The sequence below is a fragment of the Pseudomonas sp. TMW22091 genome (genome assembly GCF_022496705.1).
In the GTDB taxonomy this organism is placed as follows: Bacteria; Pseudomonadota; Gammaproteobacteria; order Pseudomonadales; family Pseudomonadaceae; genus Aquipseudomonas; species Aquipseudomonas saxonica.
This window is the reverse complement of record NZ_SCFI01000007.1, coordinates 185,058-204,578: the sequence shown is the minus strand read 5'-3', so window position 1 is coordinate 204,578 and position 19,521 is coordinate 185,058. Positions and strand designations below refer to the sequence as shown.

Sequence of the window (19,521 nt, the reverse complement as noted above, 5' to 3'; positions counted from 1 at the left end):
CCCGTATGTAAACCCGACGATCGACCTGACTGGAGGAAGCAAAAGAGTGAAACGAGTTCATGTGGCTGCGGCCGTTATCCGAGGCACAGACGGCAAAATTCTGATCGCTCGTCGCGCTGACGCTCAGCATCAAGGCGGTTTGTGGGAATTTCCGGGTGGCAAAGTTGAAGCGGGCGAATCGGTAGAAGCTGCGCTTGCGCGCGAGCTGCAAGAAGAGCTGGGCATTTTAGTGAGCGCTGCGCGGCCTTTGATCAAGGTTCAGCACGATTACCCGGATAAGCAGGTGTTGCTGGATGTTTGGGAGGTTTCGGCCTTTACCGGTGAGCCTCGAGGTGTTGAAGGCCAGCCACTGGCCTGGGTGTCTGCGCGCGACTTGCCTGGCTATGAATTCCCGGCGGCCAATCAGCCGATTGTGGCGGCTGCCCGTTTGCCCGATCAGTATTTGATCACGCCGGACGGGCTGGAAACGCCTGAGCTTTTGCGCGGTTTGCAGAAGGCCATCGCGGGCGGCATCAAACTGGTTTCGTTACGCGCACCCAACGGTTATGACCCTAAATACCGCGACTTGGCGGTGGATGCGACCGGGCTGTGCGCAGGCAAGGCTCAGTTGATGCTCAAAGGGCCGTTTGAGTGGCTGGGGGATTTTCCTTCCGCAGGCTGGCACGTAACGGCTGATCAATTACGCAAGTACGCCGCCAAAGGTCGTCCTCTTGCAAAAGATCGCTGGTTGGCAGCGTCTTGCCATAGCGCTGAAGAACTGGCGTTGGCTGAGCAAATGGATGTGGATTTTGTGACGCTTTCGCCCGTGTTGCCGACGCAGACTCATCCTGATGCGCAGCCATTGGGCTGGCAGCAGGCGCAGCAACTGATCGCGAACTTCAGCAGACCAGTGTTTCTGTTGGGTGGCCTGGGCCCTGATGATCGTCAACAGGCGTGGCAGGTGGGTGCTCAGGGGGTAGCCGGGATCCGCGCATTCTGGCCACAGAATCAGGGCTGATGCATTTGTTGTAGCCGCTGACGAGGTACGAAGGCTGCGATCAGGCGGCAAGGCCGTCGTAAAGCCTGGTACGCCGAGGTGTTCCATTGTGCGAACGCTTCGCGCGCGATCGCAGCCTTCGGCAGCGGCTACAGGCTTTAACTATTTATTAAGGTTTTGCTGCGGCCTGCCAGAGTATTTCTGCAATACCCTGGCGCCTGGCAATCAGCCTCGCCGCTACAAACAGCAAGTCTGACAGTCGGTTGATGTACGCCAAGCCCACACCGGCCAACGGTTCCAGCGCATTTAGTTGCTGGCATCGCCGCTCAGCGCTGCGTGCCACGCTGCGGCACACATGGGCTTGGGCAATCAGGCTGGAGCCTCCAGGCAGAATAAAATTCTCCAGTGGCCCCACTTCTTCGTTCCAGCGATCAATCACGGCTTCCAGTCGTTCAATCTCATGGTTGTCGAGCGCCTGATACACCGGCATGGCCAGCTCGCCGCCGAGGTCAAACAGTCGATGCTGGCAGGGCTCCAGTACCTCGATCAACTCGTTCAATCCCGGAAATTCAGCGCTCTGTTCGACGAGTCCTGCCAGTAGCAAACCCACTTGGCTATTGAGTGTGTCGACTTCGCCAATGGCTTCTACCCGCGGATGATCCTTGGGCACGCGGCGGCCGTCACCCAGGCCGGTTTCACCTTTGTCGCCGGTGCGGGTGTAAATCTTCGATAAGCGAAAGCCCATGGTTACAATTCCACTGTGGTTGATTCGTGTGGCATCGGATTGACAGCCAGCGGCAGGCGCAGGGTAAAACAGGTCCCTTGCCCCTGTGTTGAGTGCACTTCCATTTGGCCTTTATGGTTATTGGTAATAATGAAGTACGACACTGACAGGCCAAGGCCGGTACCTTGTCCGACTTCTTTGGTGGTAAAAAAGGGTTCGAAAATCCGTTTGCGCACGTGCTCCGGCATGCCTACACCATTGTCTTCGACCTGAATTTCAGCCCAAGGCGGATTGAGTTTTGTGCGCAGGATGATATGCCCCGGCTGTTGCTTGTCAGGGCGCTGGTGGATCGCTTGCGCGGCATTTTTCAGGAGGTTCAGCAGCACCTGCTCAAGCTCGTTAGGAATGCAGGGTACGGGCCCCAGATGCGGGTCGAACTGGCGTGTTACCGCATGGCCTTTGAAGTCAAAACCGATAGTCAGGTCAAAGTCATTGCTGGCGATGTCCAGCGCCTGATCAATCAGTGCGGGTAAATCGCAGGGGCTCATTTGTCGATTGCTGCGCCGACTGAAGCTGAGCATATGGGTGACGATTTTTGCTGCGCGTGCGCCAGCCTGTTGGATCCCGTCGAGCAATTTTGGAACTTCCCGGGCCTGCAAGTAGCGGTTAATAGCCTCCAGGTCGATGCCGGCCTGTTGTGCCTGTTCGATGTTCTTGGGCAGCTCGCTGGATAAGCGTCGACGAATGTTTTGTACGTTATGCAAAATGGCGCCGAGCGGATTGTTGATCTCATGGGCCATGCCGGCCGCCAGCCCGCCCACAGAGAGCATTTTTTCTGATTGCACCATTAAGTCTTCCAGAGAAAGCCGTTGCGTGATGTCATCGATTCGAATCACCACGCCGCGTCCGCCCCCTCCAGTCAGCGGGTAAAAGGTCAGCGCGTAATGCCGGGCCTCTTCGCCCTGACCCCAAGTGACCCGCTCTATCTTTACCACCCGATGGTTCTCAATGGTGTCTTTAAGTTGCGGCAAAAAAGGCTTAAGGGGCTCAAAGGCAAGGTAGATCGGCTGATTGAGAGCTTCATCCAGCTGCGTTCCCGAAAGGGCGCTGGCTTCCTGGTTCCATTGAGTGACATAGAGTTGTTCGTCCAGAGCGATCAGCGCTGAAGGCATAGAGTCGATAATGCTGTTCAGGTACTTCTGAAATCCGGTGAGTTTTCTCTCGATCTTACTGCGAACCTGGACTTCCAGCTCCAGCTTGCGATTGGTATGTCGGGTTTCCTCGGCAAGCGCCTGAGCCTGATCGTAAGCCGCCTGGGCTTCATCGCGCGCGCGTTTGAGCTCTTGTTCGCGCGCTTCAATGCGCGACAGCATGGTATTGAATGCCTCGGCCAGACTGCCAATTTCGTCGTTGTTACCCGCCGCAGCTCGCAATGCGTAATTTTCTTCTCGCGTGACTTGCCGAGACAGCTCTTCAAGGCGGTGTATGGGTTGGGTAATCAAGCGTTTGATCTGCCGGGCCACAACAAACCAGAGCAGGGCGCTGAAAATCAGAATGCCCAGGCTGGCGGTCAAGGTGCCGGTGTAAAACGCCATTGGTAACTCGCTGCTGGCAATCAGCAACAGATGACCGGGAGGGGCATCGCCATGAGGCAGTCGCGTCAGCTGAGTGCTGCGCAACTCGGTCAGGCGCCAGGCTTCGATTTGAGCGTAGTGTTTGGGCAGATCCAGATGTTCGCCATGTTGCAACTGCGTCAGAAGATCACCAGCGCCATCATAAATAGCGGCGGCGCGCAGGGGGGCATAGGTGCCCATTTCATGAAGCAGGGCCCGGGCGCTTTGCTCGGAATCAAGTGCATTGGCGATCAGGCCCGGTTTTGATGCCAACTGACCAAGGGTCTGCAGGGCTTGAGGTGCGGTGCTCTCGTGGGAAATCCAGTAAGCGGCGCTGATAAACGTCAGATTGGCAACCAGCAAGACCGTGGCCAATAAGACGAGAAGGGCGGCCAGCAGCTTCTGGCCTACCGGAAGGTTTTCAAGGCGCTGGCGCAAGGGCATGGTGTTGTCATCTGCAGAAGAACAAGCCAGCAGGGTAGCGCGGGCCTCAGGCGCAGGGCAATCCGTGCTGTTGCAAGTGTTCGCTGAGGCGCTGGTGCAGCGCCTGCAAATGCATTGCAGTAAATTGGCTGTCACGAGCAGCAGCGCAAGCGTAGCCCAGCAGGTAGCTGATTTCAGTACGACGGCCTTGGGTTACGTCCTGGTGCATGGAGGAGTAGTTATTGGCAGTGGCCTGGATTACGCGGTTAACTTCCGGGATAAGGTCGTGCGCGGCTTCAGCGTGTCCGCAGTGTGCCAGCAAGTTGCTCAGCTCAACGCACAGTACGTTGACTTCGTCGCTGTGCCGTTGCAAGTCGCCATTACGGCAGTTGTAAAGGACTGTCAGAGGGTTTATCGCACAGTTCAAAGCCAGTTTGCGCCACAAACGAGTCAGGATATTTGAGCTCCATTCGTGGCTTATTCCGCTTTGTTGAAGCTCTTTGAGCCACGTTGGGGGGCAATCCTGATCACTGTCTCCCAGCCAGGTGTGGCCGTGACCGGCATGCACCACTCGCCAGTCACTCTCACGAAAAGCCCCTTCCGTGCTAGAGGCAAAAATGCAGCGTGTCTGTGGTACAAGGTTGGCGACCGCTTGTTGGCTACCAAGACCGTTTTGCAGCAGAATCAGTTCTGCATTGGGTGTTAATCGCCCGGCGATTTGCCTGACGGCGTGTTCAGCGTCATAAGCCTTGCACGTCACCAGCAAGCGCTGGATGGGGCCGTCGCTGTCAGGGGTTTGAGCCTGAATGGCAAATTGCTGCGAGTGCTCGCCTTCCACCAGTGTCAAACCTTGCGCTGCTTTATACGTGCGCAAGCGCTCTGCGTTACGCACGATCAGCATGACAGGCAAGCCGGCTCGGGCCAGTCGCGTCGCCCACAGCATGCCCATGCTTCCGGCACCCAGAATGTGCCAGGTGACTTGAGCCTGATCGGTCATTGGGGGTGAGGTTGGGTGCAGGGTTGAGTGGGGCATGTGTGCTCGCAAGTGAATGATGCTTAAGAACCGCTATAATGCTCGCGCATTTTAACTGTCATACCCGGTGCGCTCCATCTGTGTTGAGTGCGCCCTTTGTTATTGGAGAAAATCACATGCCGTCGTTCGACGTGGTATCCGAACTGGACAAGCACGAAGTCACCAACGCAGTCGAGAACGCCGTCAAGGAGCTGGATCGTCGTTATGACCTCAAAGGCAAAGGCTCTTTTGAGTTCAAAGAGAAAGACCTCACCGTCAACATGACCGCTGAGGCAGACTTTCAGCTGGAAGCCATGATCGAGATTCTCAAACTGGCGCTGATCAAGCGCAAGATCGACGCGCAATGCCTTGAGATCAAGGATGCCTATGCGTCGGGCAAGTTGATGAAGCAGGAAGTGGTGCTTAAAGAAGGCATCGACAAAGAACTGGCGAAGAAGATAGTGGCTCACGTCAAGGACGCCAAGCTTAAAGTTCAAGCAGCAATTCAGGGTGAGCAAGTGCGCATCACCGGGAAAAAGCGCGATGACTTGCAAGAGGCAATTGCGGCTCTGCGGGCCAAGACATTTGATCTGCCGCTGCAATTCAACAATTTCCGCGACTGATAACAGGCCCGGGAACCTATGGGCGTTGTCGACGTCCGAATTTCCTGGGCACTGCATAAACGACTAGGCTTAAATCGTAGCTCTAAATCGTCGCAGGGAATGAGGTAAGGAGAAGTACGTGGATTTGAATGCTGAAGTTGACCAGTTGATCAAGGCCTCTCAGGCTTGGGTCCCGATGATTATGGAATATGGCAGTCGTGTGCTGCTGGCATTGGTTACCCTGGCGGTAGGCTGGTGGTTGATCAACCGGTTGACCGTCAAGATTGGGCAATTGCTGGCGCTGAGAAAGGCTGACCTGGCGTTGCAAGGCTTTATCAGTAGCCTGGCCAATATCATTCTCAAGATTTTACTGGTCGTCAGCGTTGCTTCGATGATTGGTATCCAGACCACGTCGTTCGTCGCTGCGATAGGTGCTGCCGGTTTGGCTATCGGTCTCGCCTTGCAGGGCAGCCTGGCAAACTTTGCGGGTGGGGTACTGATCCTGTTGTTTCGTCCATTCAAGATCGGTGACTGGATTGAGGCGCAGAGCGTAAGCGGTACCGTTGACAGTATTCAGATCTTCCATACCGTTTTGCGTACCGGTGATAACAAAACCGTCATCGTGCCAAACGGTAATCTGTCTAACGGCATCATTACCAACTACAACCGCCAGCCTACCCGCAAGGTCGTGTTTGATGTCGGCGTCGACTACGAAGCAGACCTGCAAAAGGTTCGTGAGGTGTTGCTGGCTCTGGCCGATGACCCGCGTGTGCGCAAGGATCCAGCCCCGGTGGTGGTGGTGACCACGCTAGGTGATAGCGCTATTACCATGTCTTTGCGTGTTTGGGTCGATACCCCGAATTACTGGGATGTGCTGTTTATGTTCAACGAGCACGCCCGTGACCGTTTGAAGGCCGAGGGTGTGGATATTCCATTTCCTCAGCGTGTTGTGCGGGTTGTTCAGGAAGTGGCAGCTCAATAAACAGTGAGCAATGCTGGAACAAACATTTAAAGGGGCCAAGGCCTCTTTAATTGTTTTTGTACCTGGATAACGGTGGTTGCAGCTTCATACACGACAGCCAAGTTGCAACGTAGAAGTCTTGTGTCTAAGTATGATAGTTAGCTTGCTATATATAGAAGGGTGCAAGCAAATAAAAAAGCCACGCCCCTAAACTGGGGCGTGGCTTTCACAAAACATTGATTGCGTAGCGAATACCTAGGGCATTGCTTACAAGATGTTCAGTGGGTACTCAACGATCACACGAACATCGTTAGTGTCCGCACCATAGTTGCTGGTGGTGCGGTAGATTGCGCTACGCAGACGGAAAGACAGGTCTTTTGCCGGGCCTTCCTGCATCACGTATTTGCTCTCGAAGTCGAACTCGTGTTCTTTGCCTTCGCCAGTGTCAGTGGAGATGTTGTCGCCTTTGACGTAGCGAGCCATGAAGCTCAGACCTGGTACGCCGTAGCTAGCCATGTTCAGGTCGTAGCGACCCTGCCAGGAGCGTTCGTCTTTGCCGTTAAAGTCGGAGTACTGCACGGAGTTGGCGAGGAAAATAGTGCCGCCGCCATCTACGCCGTAGTAGTAACCGCTATCGCCGGTGGAGCGCTGGTGAGCGATGGTGAACTTGTGGGCGCCGATGCTATAGGCAGCTGCCAAGCTCCAGATTTTGTTGTCGACATCCCCTGCGCGCTCTTCACCCTGGCTCGACGTTCTGTAGCCGTTGAGGTCGAAGTTAAGCGCTTGAGATTCAGCGATTGGCAGGGTGTAGTTGAGGTTGATGTATTGCTTCTTGAAGTAATCATCAACGTCGGATGCGGCTACGCCACCCACAAGGTTGTCAGTGAACTGATAAGTCGCACCGGCAATGTTTGCAGCGGTCAGACCTGGCTCATGCGGGCCGTTGATGCTGTCGCGTGCCATGCCGGTTTGCGAACTCAGAGCCGTGAAGCGGCCTGCAGACAGCTCCAGGCCTTTGATTTCCTTGCTGGTAATCAATGTGCCGGTGGCGACTTCTGGCAGCAAGCGGCTGTCATCGGTCGAGAAAACTGGGCTTGCCACGAACTGGTTGCCGTATTTCAACACGGTATCGGAAAGGCGGAATTTAACAGCGCCACCGATTTTCGATTGAGTATCTTCCGGAGAACCATCGCTTTTGCTGCCAAACAGGCCGTTGCCCTGGCGACCAGCGCCGCCGTCCAGGCGCAGAGAACCCATGGCGAACGCATCCACACCTACACCAACGGTACCTTGGGTGAAGCCGGACTCGTAGTTAAGCAGTTCGCTCAGACCCCAATCTTCGCGATAACCACTTTTGCCGCCGTTGGTAGGGTTGCTGGCACCGTTACGGAAGTCACGGTTCATGTACAGCATGCGAGTTTTGGAAGTCAGGGTGCTGTCTTCGATAAAACCTTTGGATTCGTCCTGGGACGAGGCCATTGCGAACTGCGTAGTACCAGCTGAAACAGCCAGTGCGATCATGCTCCACTTCATCACGCGCATCGTGATTTGCTCCTTTGGTTTTAGGAAGAGTACTGCCGCTCCCACCTTAATTTTTATCTGGGGCGGCTCTTTCTTTTTGTGTCGGCGAAAACTTATATCACGCCGGCCATGTTGGCGATACTTGCTCTCATAAGCTTCCAGTTTCTTTACAGCGATGCCGCAACAGCATAGCTGTGAACAGTATTTCAGCTATTTTTCTTGTGTCATGAGTACCCGCGACACATAAAAAAATACTCTGCATCCATTTCAGAAGTATCGTGCGCCGCTGAGTGACCTGTTGCTTGTCATCTGGCCATTGCGTTTAGCGCAGGCCGTGCGGCTATATCCAGAGGTTATGCAACAAGCATGCTCAAAATAGGCAGGCCCTGTGAAAATATTTTTTCGGGTGTTCAGATTCAGAAAAAGCTCCAGACACCGTTCGGATGGGTCGTAAATTGTGCAAGCTGGGTTCGGGTTAATGTGCCTCGGCAGGCCAAGCCTTGCGAGATGTGAGTGGGCAAAGCGTTACCGGTTAACACTTGTTGGGGTGGTCGGTGACGTTTTGGGGGCACTCAATCACTCATGCTGTTCAGTTTTGGTGCACAAATGCCTGGCCTCTGTTGATAATCCTTTTGACCTGCATTCCACTCACGGCCCCAGGTAGGTGTCGTGATATGCAAAGCAATCAAGGGTATCCTTTCGGTCCATGAACTGGCACCTCGTGACCCCAGGGTGCAAGTTCGAACACATATCCCCGATAATCAGGAGAGCACGCAGTGTTTACTTTGGATACACGTCTTGACCAAGACACTTGGCTGATTGGGGATCTACCCTTGTGCCGATTGCTCCTGTCCAAGGATTCGAACTACCCGTGGTTTATCCTGGTGCCGCGGCGTGAGGGTATTAGTGAATTGTTTCAGTTGGATGACAGTGATCAGCAGCTGATGTGGGGCGAAACCACAGACGTGGCGCGAGTGCTCAAAGAGCTGTTTGGTGCGCACAAGATGAATGTAGCAACGCTGGGCAATGTGGTGAGTCAACTGCATATGCATGTGATTGTGCGTTATCGAACCGATGCAGCGTGGCCCGACCCAGTGTGGGGCAAACGCCCGGCAGTGCCTTACGCAGAAGCGCAAGTGAGCGAAATTCGCAGCAAGTTAAAACAGGCTTTCACTTTTTTGGAGGATAAGTCGTGACGCTTGAAGAGCGGGTTATGGACCTTGAGAGCCGCTTGGCTTTTCAAGATGACACCATTCAGGCATTGAATGATGTATTGGTAAAACAGCAGAACACAGTTGACCGTTTGCAGGCGCAGATGGCCGTTTTGCTTAAGCGTCAGGAAGAAATGGGCGGGCAGTTTGAGTCGTTTGAGGAAGAGGCTCCGCCCCCACATTATTGAGTGTTTGAGCAGGCAATAAAAAACCGCGATCCAGCTGGGCTGGTCGCGGTTTTTTTTCAGGCTTGAATCAGCGGCGCGGCAGGGCCGCAATCACATCTTCAGCTTGCAGGCCTTTGTCGCGGTTCATGACTGAGAACTCAACACGTTGTCCTTCCACGAGTACTCGGTGGCCTTCGCCGCGAATGGCGCGAAAGTGGACAAAAATGTCATCGCCGGAATCTCGGGAAATAAAGCCGAAACCCTTGGAGGTGTTAAACCACTTCACAGTCCCGGTGTCGCGGTTGGTCATGTCATAACTTTGCGAGGATGAGGCAGGCGACGATTTATAGAGGTTAATGATCAGGTGCAGTGCAACGGCAAGCACGGCAGGAACCAGACTAAGCAAGACAGCCGGTTGTTCGCCGATCGGCAGCAGCAGGCCGAACAAAGTCAGCGTTTGCAGAACAACAGACAGCACCAGCAGGGCGCTTACCAAATTTTGCAGTTGATGACGTGGGCCTTTGTTCCAGTACGGAATGACCGGAGCCAGTGTCAGGTTGAGCAGGCCAAGAAAAGCCAGATAAAGAGCATCGTTGTGTTGCAGGTAAGGTACGGCGTCGGCTTGAAGGCCAGGAATGAAGGACAGCAGCAAGGCAGCTGCGCCCGTTATCAGGTGAACGATTTTCAACATTTCAATTAACTCGCATTAAGACGGATCGCAAGGAAGAGCTGATTGCGCACGGTTCGTTTTGAAAAAAATGGAGAGGTCAGGCACGTGCGGGTTTCAGCCTATGCACTGTCGCCAGAGACTTGGCGAGAGCGACACGCTGCCTATTTAACAGCAAAGCCAAGTCCTTCTCAAATTAAGTGCATTGGCGGGGTTGTGTTTGAGAGTGCACGCGGGTTACAGGCAGAGTCGACACTTATTCGAGGAAGCTCCCGTTCTAGAGGGGTTTTGCTCCATTTTTCGGGTGTCTGGGTAATCCGTTGATAGCGCTTTGGGTATGAGAATGAGTGTCGGTTCGATAGGGATAATTACCGTTGGTCGTTTTTGTATCGTGTCGGCGCCAGATGAGCGTGATGGTCCTGCCTTTAGTGCGAATAAACCCCCGCGTAATAGAGAGATATAGACAGCAGCAGGTTGGACCTGGGTTGTGGTGAATAAAGTTGCCAGGGCAGTAACCAATGAAGAGCAAGGTTCAACGTTTGTCCTGTAGCACCATGGCAGGCGTTCGTGGTGATGGGCGCCTGCCATTTTCTCTATTGGAGTGTCCCTGTAGGTGGCTTTCGCCTGGCTAGGGCGGGGTGATTGTATTCTGCTGTTTGACCCAGAGCTCTCCTACAGTCTTGAGGGTGAGGTCTGCTGGATAAGAACCTTTACATAATGTTTTATGAGGTGTGTCCAATTGGAAAATATAACTAACTTTAATGGCGTAGCAATGGAGTATTTTTGGTATGGGACGATTATTGCGGCAGGAAAGTACAGGGGGCAGATTATTGCAGAGAGTTAGAATAGATCCCGTTATTCTTGATTTTGGTTTGACCTTGGCAAAGCCACTTTCAAGGTCGGTAAGGTTGAATGGTTTCGCCACCTGTTTAAGGCTTGAGGAAGTCTATTGGGATGTCTTGTCCGACATTTCGCGAAGTAACGAGTGCTCAATAAACGCGCTGCTGTCCTACATAGACAGAGAGATTCATCTGCGACATGGCGGTGTTAAGAATTTTAGCGGCCTCATTCGTGTCGTCTGCGTCATGCATCTGCTGAAGGCTGCGCGCGCTTCGCACAGTGCGACGCCTAGACAGGTATTTATGGTTTGAACCGGTGTGTCAGGTCGAGCCGGGATGTTCGATGGCTTGTATTCTTTCGAATTTCATGGTGCATTTGAAGCGCAATGGCGATTCCTGCGGCTGCAATAGCTCGATTTACCAGATATAATCTCGCGCTTTGCTGTGTGGCCCTCTGTCTATAGGGTTGCCGCTAACGGATTGTCGAGATACGCCGATGCCTATGTACGATTACCAATGCGCTTCCTGCGGTCATCAGCTGGAAGCCATTCAAAAAATCAGTGACTCGCCACTGGTTGATTGTCCTGCCTGTCAGGCTCCTGAGCTGAAGAAGATGCTGTCCATGCCAGGTTTTCGCTTAAGCGGCACCGGCTGGTATGAAACAGACTTCAAGACAGGCTCGAAAAAGAATCTGGCAGGCGGCGACAAGTCCGACTGAGGTCGGGCGAAGGCAGTCTGAACACAAGCGGGCTCTTGCAGTGTTATCAGCACCGACGGTGCGCAAGACCTCCATCGAATTTCGAATTACGAGAAGTGAAACCACTACCATGATGCGCAGCCATTATTGCGGCCAACTGAACGAAAGCCTGGACGGCCAGGAAATTACCCTTTGCGGATGGGTTCATCGTCGCCGTGACCACGGTGGGGTGATTTTCCTCGATATCCGTGATCGTGATGGTCTGGCCCAAGTGGTGTTCGACCCGGACCGCGCTGAAACCTTCGCCGCTGCCGACCGTGTGCGCAGCGAATACGTAGTTAAAGTGACGGGCAAGGTGCGCTTGCGTCCTGCCGGTGCCGGCAACACCAACATGGCATCGGGCATGATTGAAGTGCTGGGCTATGAACTTGAAGTACTGAACGAAGCGGAGACCCCACCGTTCCCGCTGAACGAATTTTCTGACGTGGGCGAAGAAACGCGTCTGCGCTACCGCTTTATCGATCTGCGTCGCCCTGAGATGCTCGAAAAGCTGCGTTTGCGTTCGCGCATGACTACCAGCATTCGTCGTTACCTCGACGAAAACGGCTTCCTGGACGTCGAAACCCCTATCCTGACCCGTGCTACTCCTGAAGGCGCGCGGGACTATCTGGTGCCGAGCCGTACCCACGCGGGTTCGTTCTTCGCACTGCCGCAATCGCCGCAGCTATTCAAACAACTGCTGATGGTGGCCGGTTTTGACCGTTACTACCAGATTGCCAAGTGCTTCCGCGACGAAGACCTGCGTGCCGATCGTCAGCCTGAGTTCACTCAGATCGACATCGAAACCAGCTTCCTCGATGAAAAAGACATCATGGGCCTGACCGAAGGCATGATCCGCAACCTGTTCAAGGAAGTGCTGGATCTGGAATTCGGTGAATTCCCGCACATGACCTTTGAAGAAGCCATGCGCCGTTACGGTTCCGACAAGCCTGACCTGCGTAACCCGCTGGAACTGGTGGACGTTGCCGATCAGCTTAAAGATGTCGACTTCAAGGTGTTCAGCGGCCCGGCCAATGACCCTAAATGCCGTATTGCTGCACTGCGTGTTCCGGGCGCTGCGAGCATGCCGCGCAAGCAGATCGACGACTACACCAAGTTTGTTGGCATCTATGGTGCTAAAGGCCTGGCATACATCAAGGTCAACGAGCGCGCTAAAGGCGTAGAAGGCCTGCAGTCGCCTATCGTCAAGAATATTCCGGAAGCGAACCTCAACGTGATCCTTGATCGCGTCGGTGCAGTTGACGGCGATATCGTGTTCTTCGGCGCCGACAAGTCCAAGATCGTTAGCGAAGCCCTGGGCGCGCTGCGTATCAAGGTCGGTAACGATTTGAACCTGCTGACCTGCGAGTGGGCACCGATGTGGGTTGTGGACTTCCCGATGTTCGAAGAGAACGACGACGGCAGTTTCAGCGCCTTGCATCACCCGTTCACTGCGCCAAAATGCTCCCCTGAAGAGCTGGCAGCCAGCCCGGCCACCGCGCTGTCCCGTGCCTACGACATGGTATTGAACGGTACTGAGCTGGGTGGCGGGTCCATCCGTATCCACCGCAAGGAAATGCAGCAAGCTGTGTTCCGTCTGTTGGGTATCGATGAAGCCGAGCAGGAAGAGAAGTTCGGCTTCCTGTTGGACGCTTTGAAATACGGTGCTCCACCGCACGGTGGTTTGGCTTTCGGTCTGGATCGTCTGGTGATGCTGATGACTGGCGCTCAGTCTATTCGTGAAGTGATTGCCTTCCCGAAAACCCAAAGTGCTGCCTGTGTCATGACTCAGGCGCCTGGCGCGGTAGACGCTAAAGCGTTGCGCGAGCTGCATATCCGTTTGCGTGAACAGCCTAAGGCTGAGTAAGACTGACCCCAAGGGCGCATCTTCGGATGCGCCTTTGTCATTGGGTCGAGAATTTTTATTGCAGGTCATGGCATGTGCCGGGCCGGCAAGGTTTCATAAAGGATTCGGAGTAGGTTATGGCAGGTCATTCTAAGTGGGCGAACATCAAGCACCGCAAAGAGCGTCAGGATGCCAAAAAAGGCAAAATCTTCACCAAGTGGATTCGTGAGCTGACGGTTGCTGCCCGTCAGGGCGGTGCCGATCCTGGCTCCAACCCGCGCCTGCGTCTGGCACTGGACAAAGCCCTTGGTGCGAACATGAGCCGCGATATTATTGATCGTGCGGTCGCCCGTGGTGCGGGTGCCGCCGATACTGATGATATGGTCGAGCTGAGCTACGAAGGCTATGGTCCGGGTGGCGTTGCGGTGATGGTCGAGTGCATGACCGACAACCGCAATCGCACAGCCGCTGCTGTCCGCCATGCATTCAGCAAATGTGGCGGCAATCTGGGCACTGATGGCTCAGTGGCCTATCTGTTCGAGCGCAAGGGCCAGATCTCCTACGTGGCGGGTGTGGATGAAGATGCCTTGATTGAAGCTGCAATGGAGGCGGATGCCGACGACGTGGTGACCAATGAAGACGGTTCCATCGATGTGTTCACCTCGTTCACCAGCTTCTATGCGGTGCGTAATGCATTGGAAGCGGCAGGGTTCAAGCCGGCAGACGCCGAAATCGTGATGCTGCCGACCACCAGTGCCGAGCTGGATCTGGAGGGCGCCGAAAAAGTGCTCAAGTTGATCGATATGCTCGAAGACCTGGATGACGTGCAAAACGTGTACTCCAACGCTGAAATCCCTGACGCGGTGCTGGAACAGCTAGCCTGATACCAGGGGCTGTTCCCGATCCTGAAAGCCGGAGCTGCACCGTCGCGATGATCGCGGCGCTGTGCACCTCCGGCTTCTGCCTTTAAGCTGTCCGGGTATGTGCCGGTGGGCGTCACTTCATAAGCTGTAGGCGTTATGACTCTTATTCTTGGTATTGATCCTGGCTCCCGAATCACCGGTTATGGCGTGGTGCGCGACACCGGCCGTGGCTGTGTGTATGTGGCGTCGGGTTGTATTCGTACAGGCAGTGGTGAACTGCACGAGCGGTTACAAATTGTTTATCGCGGCGTTCGAGAGGTTATTCAGACCTACGGACCCGTGACGATGGGCATCGAAAAAGTTTTTATGGCCCGCAATGCCGACTCAGCGTTAAAACTGGGGCAGGCGAGGGGCGCAGCTATAGTGGCAGGCGCGGAAGAAAGTCTGGAAATTGCAGAGTACTCCGCCACTCAAGTCAAGCAGGCAGTGGCTGGTACGGGGGGGGCTAACAAGGAGCAGGTGATGATGATGGTCATGCATTTGCTCAAGCTGACCACCAAGCCGCAGATCGATGCGTCGGATGCTCTTGCCATCGCGCTGTGTCATGCGCATACCCGCTCCAGTCTTTTGCCTCACGGTCTTGGGGCGGCGCGCAGCCGTGGTGGCCGCCTTCGTCTTTGAAGCTGTTTTTAATGTTATTAAGCTTGCCGACAGGGTGTTTTGCGTAATGATGCAGCCTTGTCCTTCTAGGTGTCAGCCAATGTACTGGCCAGAGAAAAGGATCTGAAACGTGATTGGACGCTTGCGCGGCACCTTGGCTGAAAAACAGCCGCCGCACCTGATTCTTGATGTAAATGGCCTAGGCTACGAGCTTGAAGTGCCGATGACCACGCTCTATAGGTTGCCGTCCTTGGGTGAGCCGCTCACCCTGCATACTCATCTGGTCGTTCGCGAAGACGCACAGTTGCTTTATGGTTTTATTGGTAAGCGCGAGCGCGACTTTTTTCGTGAGCTGATCCGGCTAAATGGCGTGGGCCCCAAGTTGGCGTTGGCCTTGATGTCCAGTCTTGAGGTGGATGAACTTGTACGCTGTGTTCAGGCTCAGGACACGTCTGCGTTGACCAAAGTGCCGGGTGTCGGCAAGAAAACGGCCGAGCGCCTTTTGGTCGAACTCAAGGATCGCTTTAAGGCGTGGGAGCAAGTGCCGAGCATGTTTGCGCTGGTGCCCAATCAGCCGGATTCGCCGGTTCAAGTGGCCAGCGCAGAAAGTGATGCAGTCAGTGCCCTGATTTCTTTGGGGTATAAGCCTCAGGAAGCCAGCAAGGCGGTGTCTGCCATCAAAGACAAGACTTTGAGCAGTGAAGACATGATTCGCCGCGCCCTTAAGGGAATGATTTAAGTGATTGAAGCTGATCGTTTGATAACCGCTTCCAGTGGACGGGACCGGGAAGAAGTCCAGGATCGTGCGATCAGGCCTTTGAGTCTGGCCGACTATATTGGCCAGCCCACCGTGCGAGAGCAAATGGAGCTGTTCATTCAAGCGGCTCGCGGGCGTTCAGAGTCATTGGACCATACGTTGATTTTCGGCCCGCCAGGGCTGGGCAAGACCACGCTGGCCAACATCATTGCTCAGGAAATGGGGGTGTCGATCAAAAGCACCTCGGGGCCAGTGCTGGAGCGGCCGGGTGATCTGGCGGCATTGCTGACCAACCTTGAGCCGCACGATGTGTTGTTCATTGATGAAATTCATCGCTTGTCGCCGATTGTTGAAGAAGTCCTGTACCCGGCAATGGAAGACTTCCAGCTGGACATCATGATTGGTGAGGGGCCCGCAGCGCGATCGATCAAGCTTGATCTGCCTCCGTTCACCCTGGTGGGCGCAACAACGCGTGCGGGGATGTTGACCAACCCGTTGCGTGACCGTTTCGGGATTGTGCAGCGGCTGGAGTTTTACAGCACTGACGATCTGGCGACGATTGTCAGTCGTTCAGCGGGTATCTTCGGTTTGCCGCTGGACCCAGAAGGCGCTTATGAAATAGCGCGCCGCGCGCGTGGTACACCGCGAATCGCCAACCGTTTGTTGCGTCGGGTGCGCGATTTTGCCGAGGTACGTGCCAAGGGGCACATCACCAAGCCGGTGGCAGATCTGGCGTTGAACCTGCTGGACGTTGATGAACATGGTTTCGATCATCAGGACAGACGCTTGCTGTTGACTATGATTGAGAAGTTCGATGGTGGCCCGGTGGGTGTGGACAGTCTGGCGGCAGCAATCAGCGAGGAGCGCCATACCATTGAAGATGTGCTTGAGCCGTATCTGATTCAGCAGGGTTACATCATGCGTACGCCGCGGGGGCGGGTGGTTACCCGGCATGCCTACTTGCACTTCGGTCTTAACATTCCGTCGCGCCTGGGGGACATGCCTGTCGCAGACGAGTTTCTAAACGTTTCTGACGATTAATAAGCATTTTAAAGTCGATTTTTTTGGGGTTTCTGCTGTCCTAAGGTCTGGCGCTTGAAATCTTCGGTCTTAAAGTCGTAATAGCGTAAAAAACAGTGGTTTGGCGGATTGGCAACCTGAGGAGTAAGCACTAGAGTATGCGCGCGCAAAACAGGCTTGAGCCGTTCGCACATCGATGTCGCGTTTATTACGAAGACACCGATGCGGGTGGCGTCGTGTATTACGTAAATTACCTAAAGTTTATGGAGCGGGCTCGAACTGAAAGGCTGCGGGAGTTGGGGTTTTCCCAGTCCGAGCTGGCAGGCGAGAACCTGTTATTTGTCGTGCATTCCAGCGAGGCGCGTTACCACGCACCGGCGCGACTGGACGACGAACTGTTGATTAGCGCGCAAGTGATAGAACTCAACCGGGCCAGTCTGCGTTTCAAGCAGCAGGTGTGGCGAGCGGCGGATGCAACGCTGCTCTGTGAAGGGCAGTTTTTGGTGGCCTGTGTGCGCGCCGATAGTTTTAAACCCCGGGCCATTCCCGAAGCTTTACGTACGGCCTTTGCCGACGTGAGCGGCACGGGTAAACATTTAGAGCAGGAGATACAGCGTGGAAGCTAACGTCGTCGACCATTCCTCCATGTGGAGCTTGGTCAGCAATGCCAGCATTGTAGTGCAGTTGGTAATGTTGACCCTGCTGGCCGCATCGGTTACCTCGTGGGTCATGATTTTTCAGCGCAGCACTATGTTGCGCGCCGGTCGACGTGCCCTGGAAAGCTTTGAGGAGCGCTTCTGGTCGGGTATCGATCTGTCAAAGCTGTATCGTCAAGCGGGTAGCAATCCGGACCCTGATTCGGGCGTTGAGCAAATTTTCCGCGCCGGTTTCAAAGAGTTTTCTCGTCTGCGTCAGCAGTCGGGTGTCGACCCGGAAGCGGTAATGGAAGGAGTCGCACGGGCCATGCGCGTTGCGATTTCCCGTGAAGAAGAAAAGCTGGAGCAGAGCTTACCGTTCCTGGCCACTGTCGGTTCAGTAAGCCCTTACATCGGTCTGTTTGGTACGGTATGGGGCATCATGAACTCCTTCCGCGGCCTGGCTACCGCACAGCAGGCCACGTTGGCGACTGTTGCTCCCGGTATTGCCGAGGCCCTGATTGCGACTGCTATCGGTCTGTTTGCTGCCATCCCGGCGGTGATCGCTTACAACCGCTTTGCCGCCCGCAGTGAAACCCTGATCAGCCGCTACTACACCTTCGCCGATGAATTCCAGGCGATCCTGCACCGTAAAGTGCACACCAGCGAAGAATAAGCAGGTATTTTCCAATGGCTTTAATCGCTCGAGCTCGCAAAAAGCGCAAGCCGGTCGCTGAAATGAACGTAGTGCCCTACATCGACGTGATGCTGGTGCTACTCGTCATTTTCATGGTGACGGCACCGATGCTCAACCAGGGTGTGAAGGTTGATCTGCCCAAGGTCTCCAGCGAGGCTTTGCCGCAGGACAACAACACTCAGGTTCTGACTATCTCGATCAAAGCTGACAAGACCTACTTTTGGAACCTTGGCAGCGAAGTTGACACCGAAAAACAGATGGACAAGGCCATGACCTTGCCGCAGATGACTGACGCCGTGACTAAAATCATTCGCGCAGGCAATGAAGGTGGCAAGCAGACTCAGGTCTTTATCCGCGGCGACAAAACCGTTGATTACGGCGCGGTGATGGGTGCCATGGGCGGCTTGCAGAAAGCCGGGGTCGGGAATGTTGGCTTGATAACCGAGGCTCCCTGATGCGCGAACAGCGGGAGCCGTCCGCCTCTGAAAATTATTTTTGGCCTACAGTCTGGGCGGTAGGTTTGCACGTTCTGATTTTTGGCATGCTGTTCGCCAGCTTTGCCATGACACCAGAGCTGCCGCCCTCCAAGCCGATTGTTCAAGCGACCCTGTACCAATTGAAGTCTAAAAGTCGGGCGACCACCCAGACCAATCAAAAGATTGCGGGTGAGGCGAAGAAATCCGCCGCGCGCCAGACTGAAGTTGAACAAATGGAACAGAAAAAGGTTGAGCAGGAAGCCGTAAAAGCCGCCGAACAAAAGAAAGAAGAGGCTGCTGAAAAAGCAGCTGAAGCCAAGAAGGCAGACGAAGCCAAAGCGAGCGAAGCTAAAAAGGCGGATGAGGCCAAGAAGGCTGATGACGCCAAAAAAGCCGATGATGCCAAAAAGGCAACAGAAGCCAAAAAAGCCGAAGAGAAAAAACTCGCGGACATAGCCAAGAAGAAGTCCGAGGAGGAGGCCAAGAAGGCCGCGGAAGAAGAAGCCAAGAAAAAGGCTGCTGAGGACGCCAAGAAGAAAGCGGCCGAAGATGCGAAGAAGAAAGCCGACGATGCCAAGAAAGCAGCTGAGGATGCCAAGAAAAAGGCCGTAGCAGACGAAGCGAAAAAGAAAGCCGCCGAAGATGCGAAGAAAAAAGCGTCTGCCGATGCAGCCAAGAAAAAGGCCGTTGAAGCAGCACGCAAATCGACCGAAGAGAAAAAGGCCCAGGCCTTGGCAGATTTGCTTTCCGATACACCGCAGCGTCAGCAGGCTTTGGCCGATGAGCAGGGTGATGAGGTTGCCGGAAGTTTCGATGACCTGATTCGGGCTCGTGCAGCAGAAGGGTGGGCTCGTCCGCCATCGGCTCGCAAGAACATGACAGTTGTTCTTCAAATCGGCATGTTGCCGGATGGCACTGTAACGTCAGTCACAGTTGCCAAGTCCAGTGGTGATGGTCCGTTTGACAGTTCGGCTGTGGCAGCGGTCAAGAACATTGGCCGTTTAACGGAGATGCAGGGTATGAAGCCCAGCGATTTTAATCCTTATCGATCGTTCAAGATGACATTCACACCTGAGGATCTAGCCTTGTGATTAAACTTTTTCGAGGACTGTTGG

General features: G+C 54.5%; 21 protein-coding genes. 16 read left to right on the top strand and 5 right to left on the bottom strand.

All coding sequences use genetic code 11. From position 1 onward, the window contains the following. Positions 1 to 46 precede the first annotated feature (46 nt). Positions 47 to 997, top strand: coding sequence for a Nudix family hydrolase (locus EQV93_RS15445; protein ID WP_122783104.1), 951 nt, complete (start codon positions 47 to 49; stop codon positions 995 to 997). A gap of 148 nt (positions 998 to 1,145) precedes the next feature. Here EQV93_RS15445 and EQV93_RS15440 read toward each other — a convergent pair whose 3' ends face one another. The 3 genes from EQV93_RS15440 to EQV93_RS15430 are packed head-to-tail and all read right to left on the bottom strand — an operon-like array spanning position 1,146 to position 4,733. Then, positions 1,146 to 1,721, bottom strand: a complete 576-nt coding sequence (locus EQV93_RS15440; RefSeq protein ID WP_122783105.1) for a cob(I)yrinic acid a,c-diamide adenosyltransferase — start codon at positions 1,719 to 1,721, stop codon at positions 1,146 to 1,148. Between the two features lie 2 nt (positions 1,722 to 1,723). After that, entirely contained in the window at positions 1,724 to 3,757 is a 2,034-nt protein-coding gene (locus EQV93_RS15435; protein ID WP_240891853.1) for a sensor histidine kinase, read from the bottom strand. Positions 3,758 to 3,803: 46 nt separating this feature from the next. Beyond that, positions 3,804 to 4,733 (bottom strand): putative 2-dehydropantoate 2-reductase, encoded by a 930-nt coding sequence (locus EQV93_RS15430; protein WP_240891871.1) that lies wholly within the window; start codon positions 4,731 to 4,733, stop codon positions 3,804 to 3,806. Between the two features lie 152 nt (positions 4,734 to 4,885). On the opposite strand from EQV93_RS15430, the gene EQV93_RS15425 reads away from it, so the two are divergent. Both EQV93_RS15425 and EQV93_RS15420 read left to right on the top strand, forming a co-directional pair. Further along, positions 4,886 to 5,371 (top strand): YajQ family cyclic di-GMP-binding protein, encoded by a 486-nt coding sequence (locus EQV93_RS15425; RefSeq protein ID WP_122783108.1) that lies wholly within the window; start codon positions 4,886 to 4,888, stop codon positions 5,369 to 5,371. A 118-nt stretch (positions 5,372 to 5,489) separates the two neighbouring features. Continuing rightward, positions 5,490 to 6,332: a mechanosensitive ion channel family protein gene (locus tag EQV93_RS15420; protein WP_122783109.1), complete on the top strand. Its 843-nt coding sequence runs from the start codon at positions 5,490 to 5,492 to the stop codon at positions 6,330 to 6,332. Positions 6,333 to 6,578: 246 nt separating this feature from the next. Here the strand turns inward: EQV93_RS15420 and EQV93_RS15415 are convergent, their stop codons facing one another. Next, positions 6,579 to 7,853 (bottom strand): OprD family porin, encoded by a 1,275-nt coding sequence (locus EQV93_RS15415; RefSeq protein ID WP_122783110.1) that lies wholly within the window; start codon positions 7,851 to 7,853, stop codon positions 6,579 to 6,581. A 755-nt stretch (positions 7,854 to 8,608) separates the two neighbouring features. Between EQV93_RS15415 and EQV93_RS15410 the strand changes: the two genes are divergently transcribed. Together EQV93_RS15410 and EQV93_RS15405 are read left to right on the top strand one after the other, a co-directional pair. Beyond that, a complete protein-coding gene (locus EQV93_RS15410) occupies positions 8,609 to 9,028 on the top strand; it encodes an HIT domain-containing protein (RefSeq protein WP_122783111.1) in 420 nt (139 codons plus the stop codon). After that, on the top strand, positions 9,025 to 9,231 hold the full coding sequence (locus EQV93_RS15405) for a SlyX family protein (RefSeq protein WP_122783112.1): 207 nt from the start codon (positions 9,025 to 9,027) through the stop codon (positions 9,229 to 9,231). Before EQV93_RS15410 ends, EQV93_RS15405 begins: the two co-directional genes overlap by 4 nt. A 67-nt stretch (positions 9,232 to 9,298) precedes the next feature. Here the strand turns inward: EQV93_RS15405 and EQV93_RS22420 are convergent, their stop codons facing one another. Next, on the bottom strand, positions 9,299 to 9,901 hold the full coding sequence (locus EQV93_RS22420) for a cold-shock protein (RefSeq protein WP_122783113.1): 603 nt from the start codon (positions 9,899 to 9,901) through the stop codon (positions 9,299 to 9,301). A 764-nt stretch (positions 9,902 to 10,665) separates the two neighbouring features. Between EQV93_RS22420 and EQV93_RS15395 the strand changes: the two genes are divergently transcribed. The 11 genes from EQV93_RS15395 to tolA all read left to right on the top strand — a co-directional run bounded on the left by EQV93_RS15395 (position 10,666) and on the right by tolA (position 19,497). Further along, positions 10,666 to 11,028, top strand: a complete 363-nt coding sequence (locus tag EQV93_RS15395; RefSeq protein ID WP_122783114.1) for a ribbon-helix-helix domain-containing protein — start codon at positions 10,666 to 10,668, stop codon at positions 11,026 to 11,028. A 184-nt stretch (positions 11,029 to 11,212) separates the two neighbouring features. Continuing rightward, positions 11,213 to 11,434: an FmdB family zinc ribbon protein gene (locus tag EQV93_RS15390; RefSeq protein WP_003441220.1), complete on the top strand. Its 222-nt coding sequence runs from the start codon at positions 11,213 to 11,215 to the stop codon at positions 11,432 to 11,434. A gap of 109 nt (positions 11,435 to 11,543) precedes the next feature. Then, positions 11,544 to 13,319: an aspartate--tRNA ligase gene (gene aspS / locus EQV93_RS15385; RefSeq protein WP_122783115.1), complete on the top strand. Its 1,776-nt coding sequence runs from the start codon at positions 11,544 to 11,546 to the stop codon at positions 13,317 to 13,319. A 116-nt stretch (positions 13,320 to 13,435) separates the two neighbouring features. Next, positions 13,436 to 14,182: a YebC/PmpR family DNA-binding transcriptional regulator gene (locus EQV93_RS15380; RefSeq protein ID WP_122783116.1), complete on the top strand. Its 747-nt coding sequence runs from the start codon at positions 13,436 to 13,438 to the stop codon at positions 14,180 to 14,182. Between the two features lie 135 nt (positions 14,183 to 14,317). Further along, positions 14,318 to 14,842 carry a crossover junction endodeoxyribonuclease RuvC gene (gene ruvC, locus EQV93_RS15375; protein ID WP_003441230.1) on the top strand — a complete coding sequence of 175 codons (525 nt, stop codon included), beginning with the start codon at positions 14,318 to 14,320 and terminating at the stop codon, positions 14,840 to 14,842. 109 nt (positions 14,843 to 14,951) lie between these two features. Beyond that, a complete protein-coding gene (ruvA, locus tag EQV93_RS15370) occupies positions 14,952 to 15,560 on the top strand; it encodes a Holliday junction branch migration protein RuvA (RefSeq protein WP_122783117.1) in 609 nt (202 codons plus the stop codon). Then, positions 15,561 to 16,619 (top strand): Holliday junction branch migration DNA helicase RuvB, encoded by a 1,059-nt coding sequence (ruvB, locus tag EQV93_RS15365; RefSeq protein ID WP_122783118.1) that lies wholly within the window; start codon positions 15,561 to 15,563, stop codon positions 16,617 to 16,619. It begins immediately after the preceding gene. Positions 16,620 to 16,756: 137 nt separating this feature from the next. Then, on the top strand, positions 16,757 to 17,224 hold the full coding sequence (gene ybgC / locus EQV93_RS15360; protein ID WP_122783119.1) for a tol-pal system-associated acyl-CoA thioesterase: 468 nt from the start codon (positions 16,757 to 16,759) through the stop codon (positions 17,222 to 17,224). After that, complete coding sequence (tolQ, locus tag EQV93_RS15355) at positions 17,214 to 17,909, top strand: protein TolQ (RefSeq protein WP_122783120.1); 696 nt, start codon at positions 17,214 to 17,216, stop codon at positions 17,907 to 17,909. Before ybgC ends, tolQ begins: the two co-directional genes overlap by 11 nt. A gap of 23 nt (positions 17,910 to 17,932) precedes the next feature. Then, on the top strand, positions 17,933 to 18,385 hold the full coding sequence (gene tolR / locus EQV93_RS15350) for a protein TolR (RefSeq protein WP_167654288.1): 453 nt from the start codon (positions 17,933 to 17,935) through the stop codon (positions 18,383 to 18,385). After that, on the top strand, positions 18,385 to 19,497 hold the full coding sequence (gene tolA, locus EQV93_RS15345) for a cell envelope integrity protein TolA (RefSeq protein ID WP_122783122.1): 1,113 nt from the start codon (positions 18,385 to 18,387) through the stop codon (positions 19,495 to 19,497). The genes tolR and tolA overlap by 1 nt, the downstream gene beginning before the upstream one ends. The last annotated feature ends 24 nt before the right edge of the window (positions 19,498 to 19,521 follow it).

Bases quoted from the DNA above. Each gene is read 5' to 3' on its own strand.
- tolA (WP_122783122.1), top strand. From the start codon at position 18,385: ATGCGCGAACAGCGGGAGCCGTCCGCCTCTGAAAATTATTTTTGGCCT.
- EQV93_RS15415 (WP_122783110.1), bottom strand. From the start codon at position 7,853: ATGCGCGTGATGAAGTGGAGCATGATCGCACTGGCTGTTTCAGCTGGT.
- EQV93_RS22420 (WP_122783113.1), bottom strand. From the start codon at position 9,901: ATGTTGAAAATCGTTCACCTGATAACGGGCGCAGCTGCCTTGCTGCTG.
- EQV93_RS15440 (WP_122783105.1), bottom strand. From the start codon at position 1,721: ATGGGCTTTCGCTTATCGAAGATTTACACCCGCACCGGCGACAAAGGT.
- ruvC (WP_003441230.1), top strand. From the start codon at position 14,318: ATGACTCTTATTCTTGGTATTGATCCTGGCTCCCGAATCACCGGTTAT.
- EQV93_RS15430 (WP_240891871.1), bottom strand. From the start codon at position 4,733: ATGACCGATCAGGCTCAAGTCACCTGGCACATTCTGGGTGCCGGAAGC.
- EQV93_RS15390 (WP_003441220.1), top strand. From the start codon at position 11,213: ATGCCTATGTACGATTACCAATGCGCTTCCTGCGGTCATCAGCTGGAA.
- EQV93_RS15435 (WP_240891853.1), bottom strand. From the start codon at position 3,757: ATGCCCTTGCGCCAGCGCCTTGAAAACCTTCCGGTAGGCCAGAAGCTG.
- aspS (WP_122783115.1), top strand. From the start codon at position 11,544: ATGATGCGCAGCCATTATTGCGGCCAACTGAACGAAAGCCTGGACGGC.
- ybgC (WP_122783119.1), top strand. From the start codon at position 16,757: ATGCGCGCGCAAAACAGGCTTGAGCCGTTCGCACATCGATGTCGCGTT.
- EQV93_RS15395 (WP_122783114.1), top strand. From the start codon at position 10,666: ATGGGACGATTATTGCGGCAGGAAAGTACAGGGGGCAGATTATTGCAG.
- EQV93_RS15380 (WP_122783116.1), top strand. From the start codon at position 13,436: ATGGCAGGTCATTCTAAGTGGGCGAACATCAAGCACCGCAAAGAGCGT.
- EQV93_RS15425 (WP_122783108.1), top strand. From the start codon at position 4,886: ATGCCGTCGTTCGACGTGGTATCCGAACTGGACAAGCACGAAGTCACC.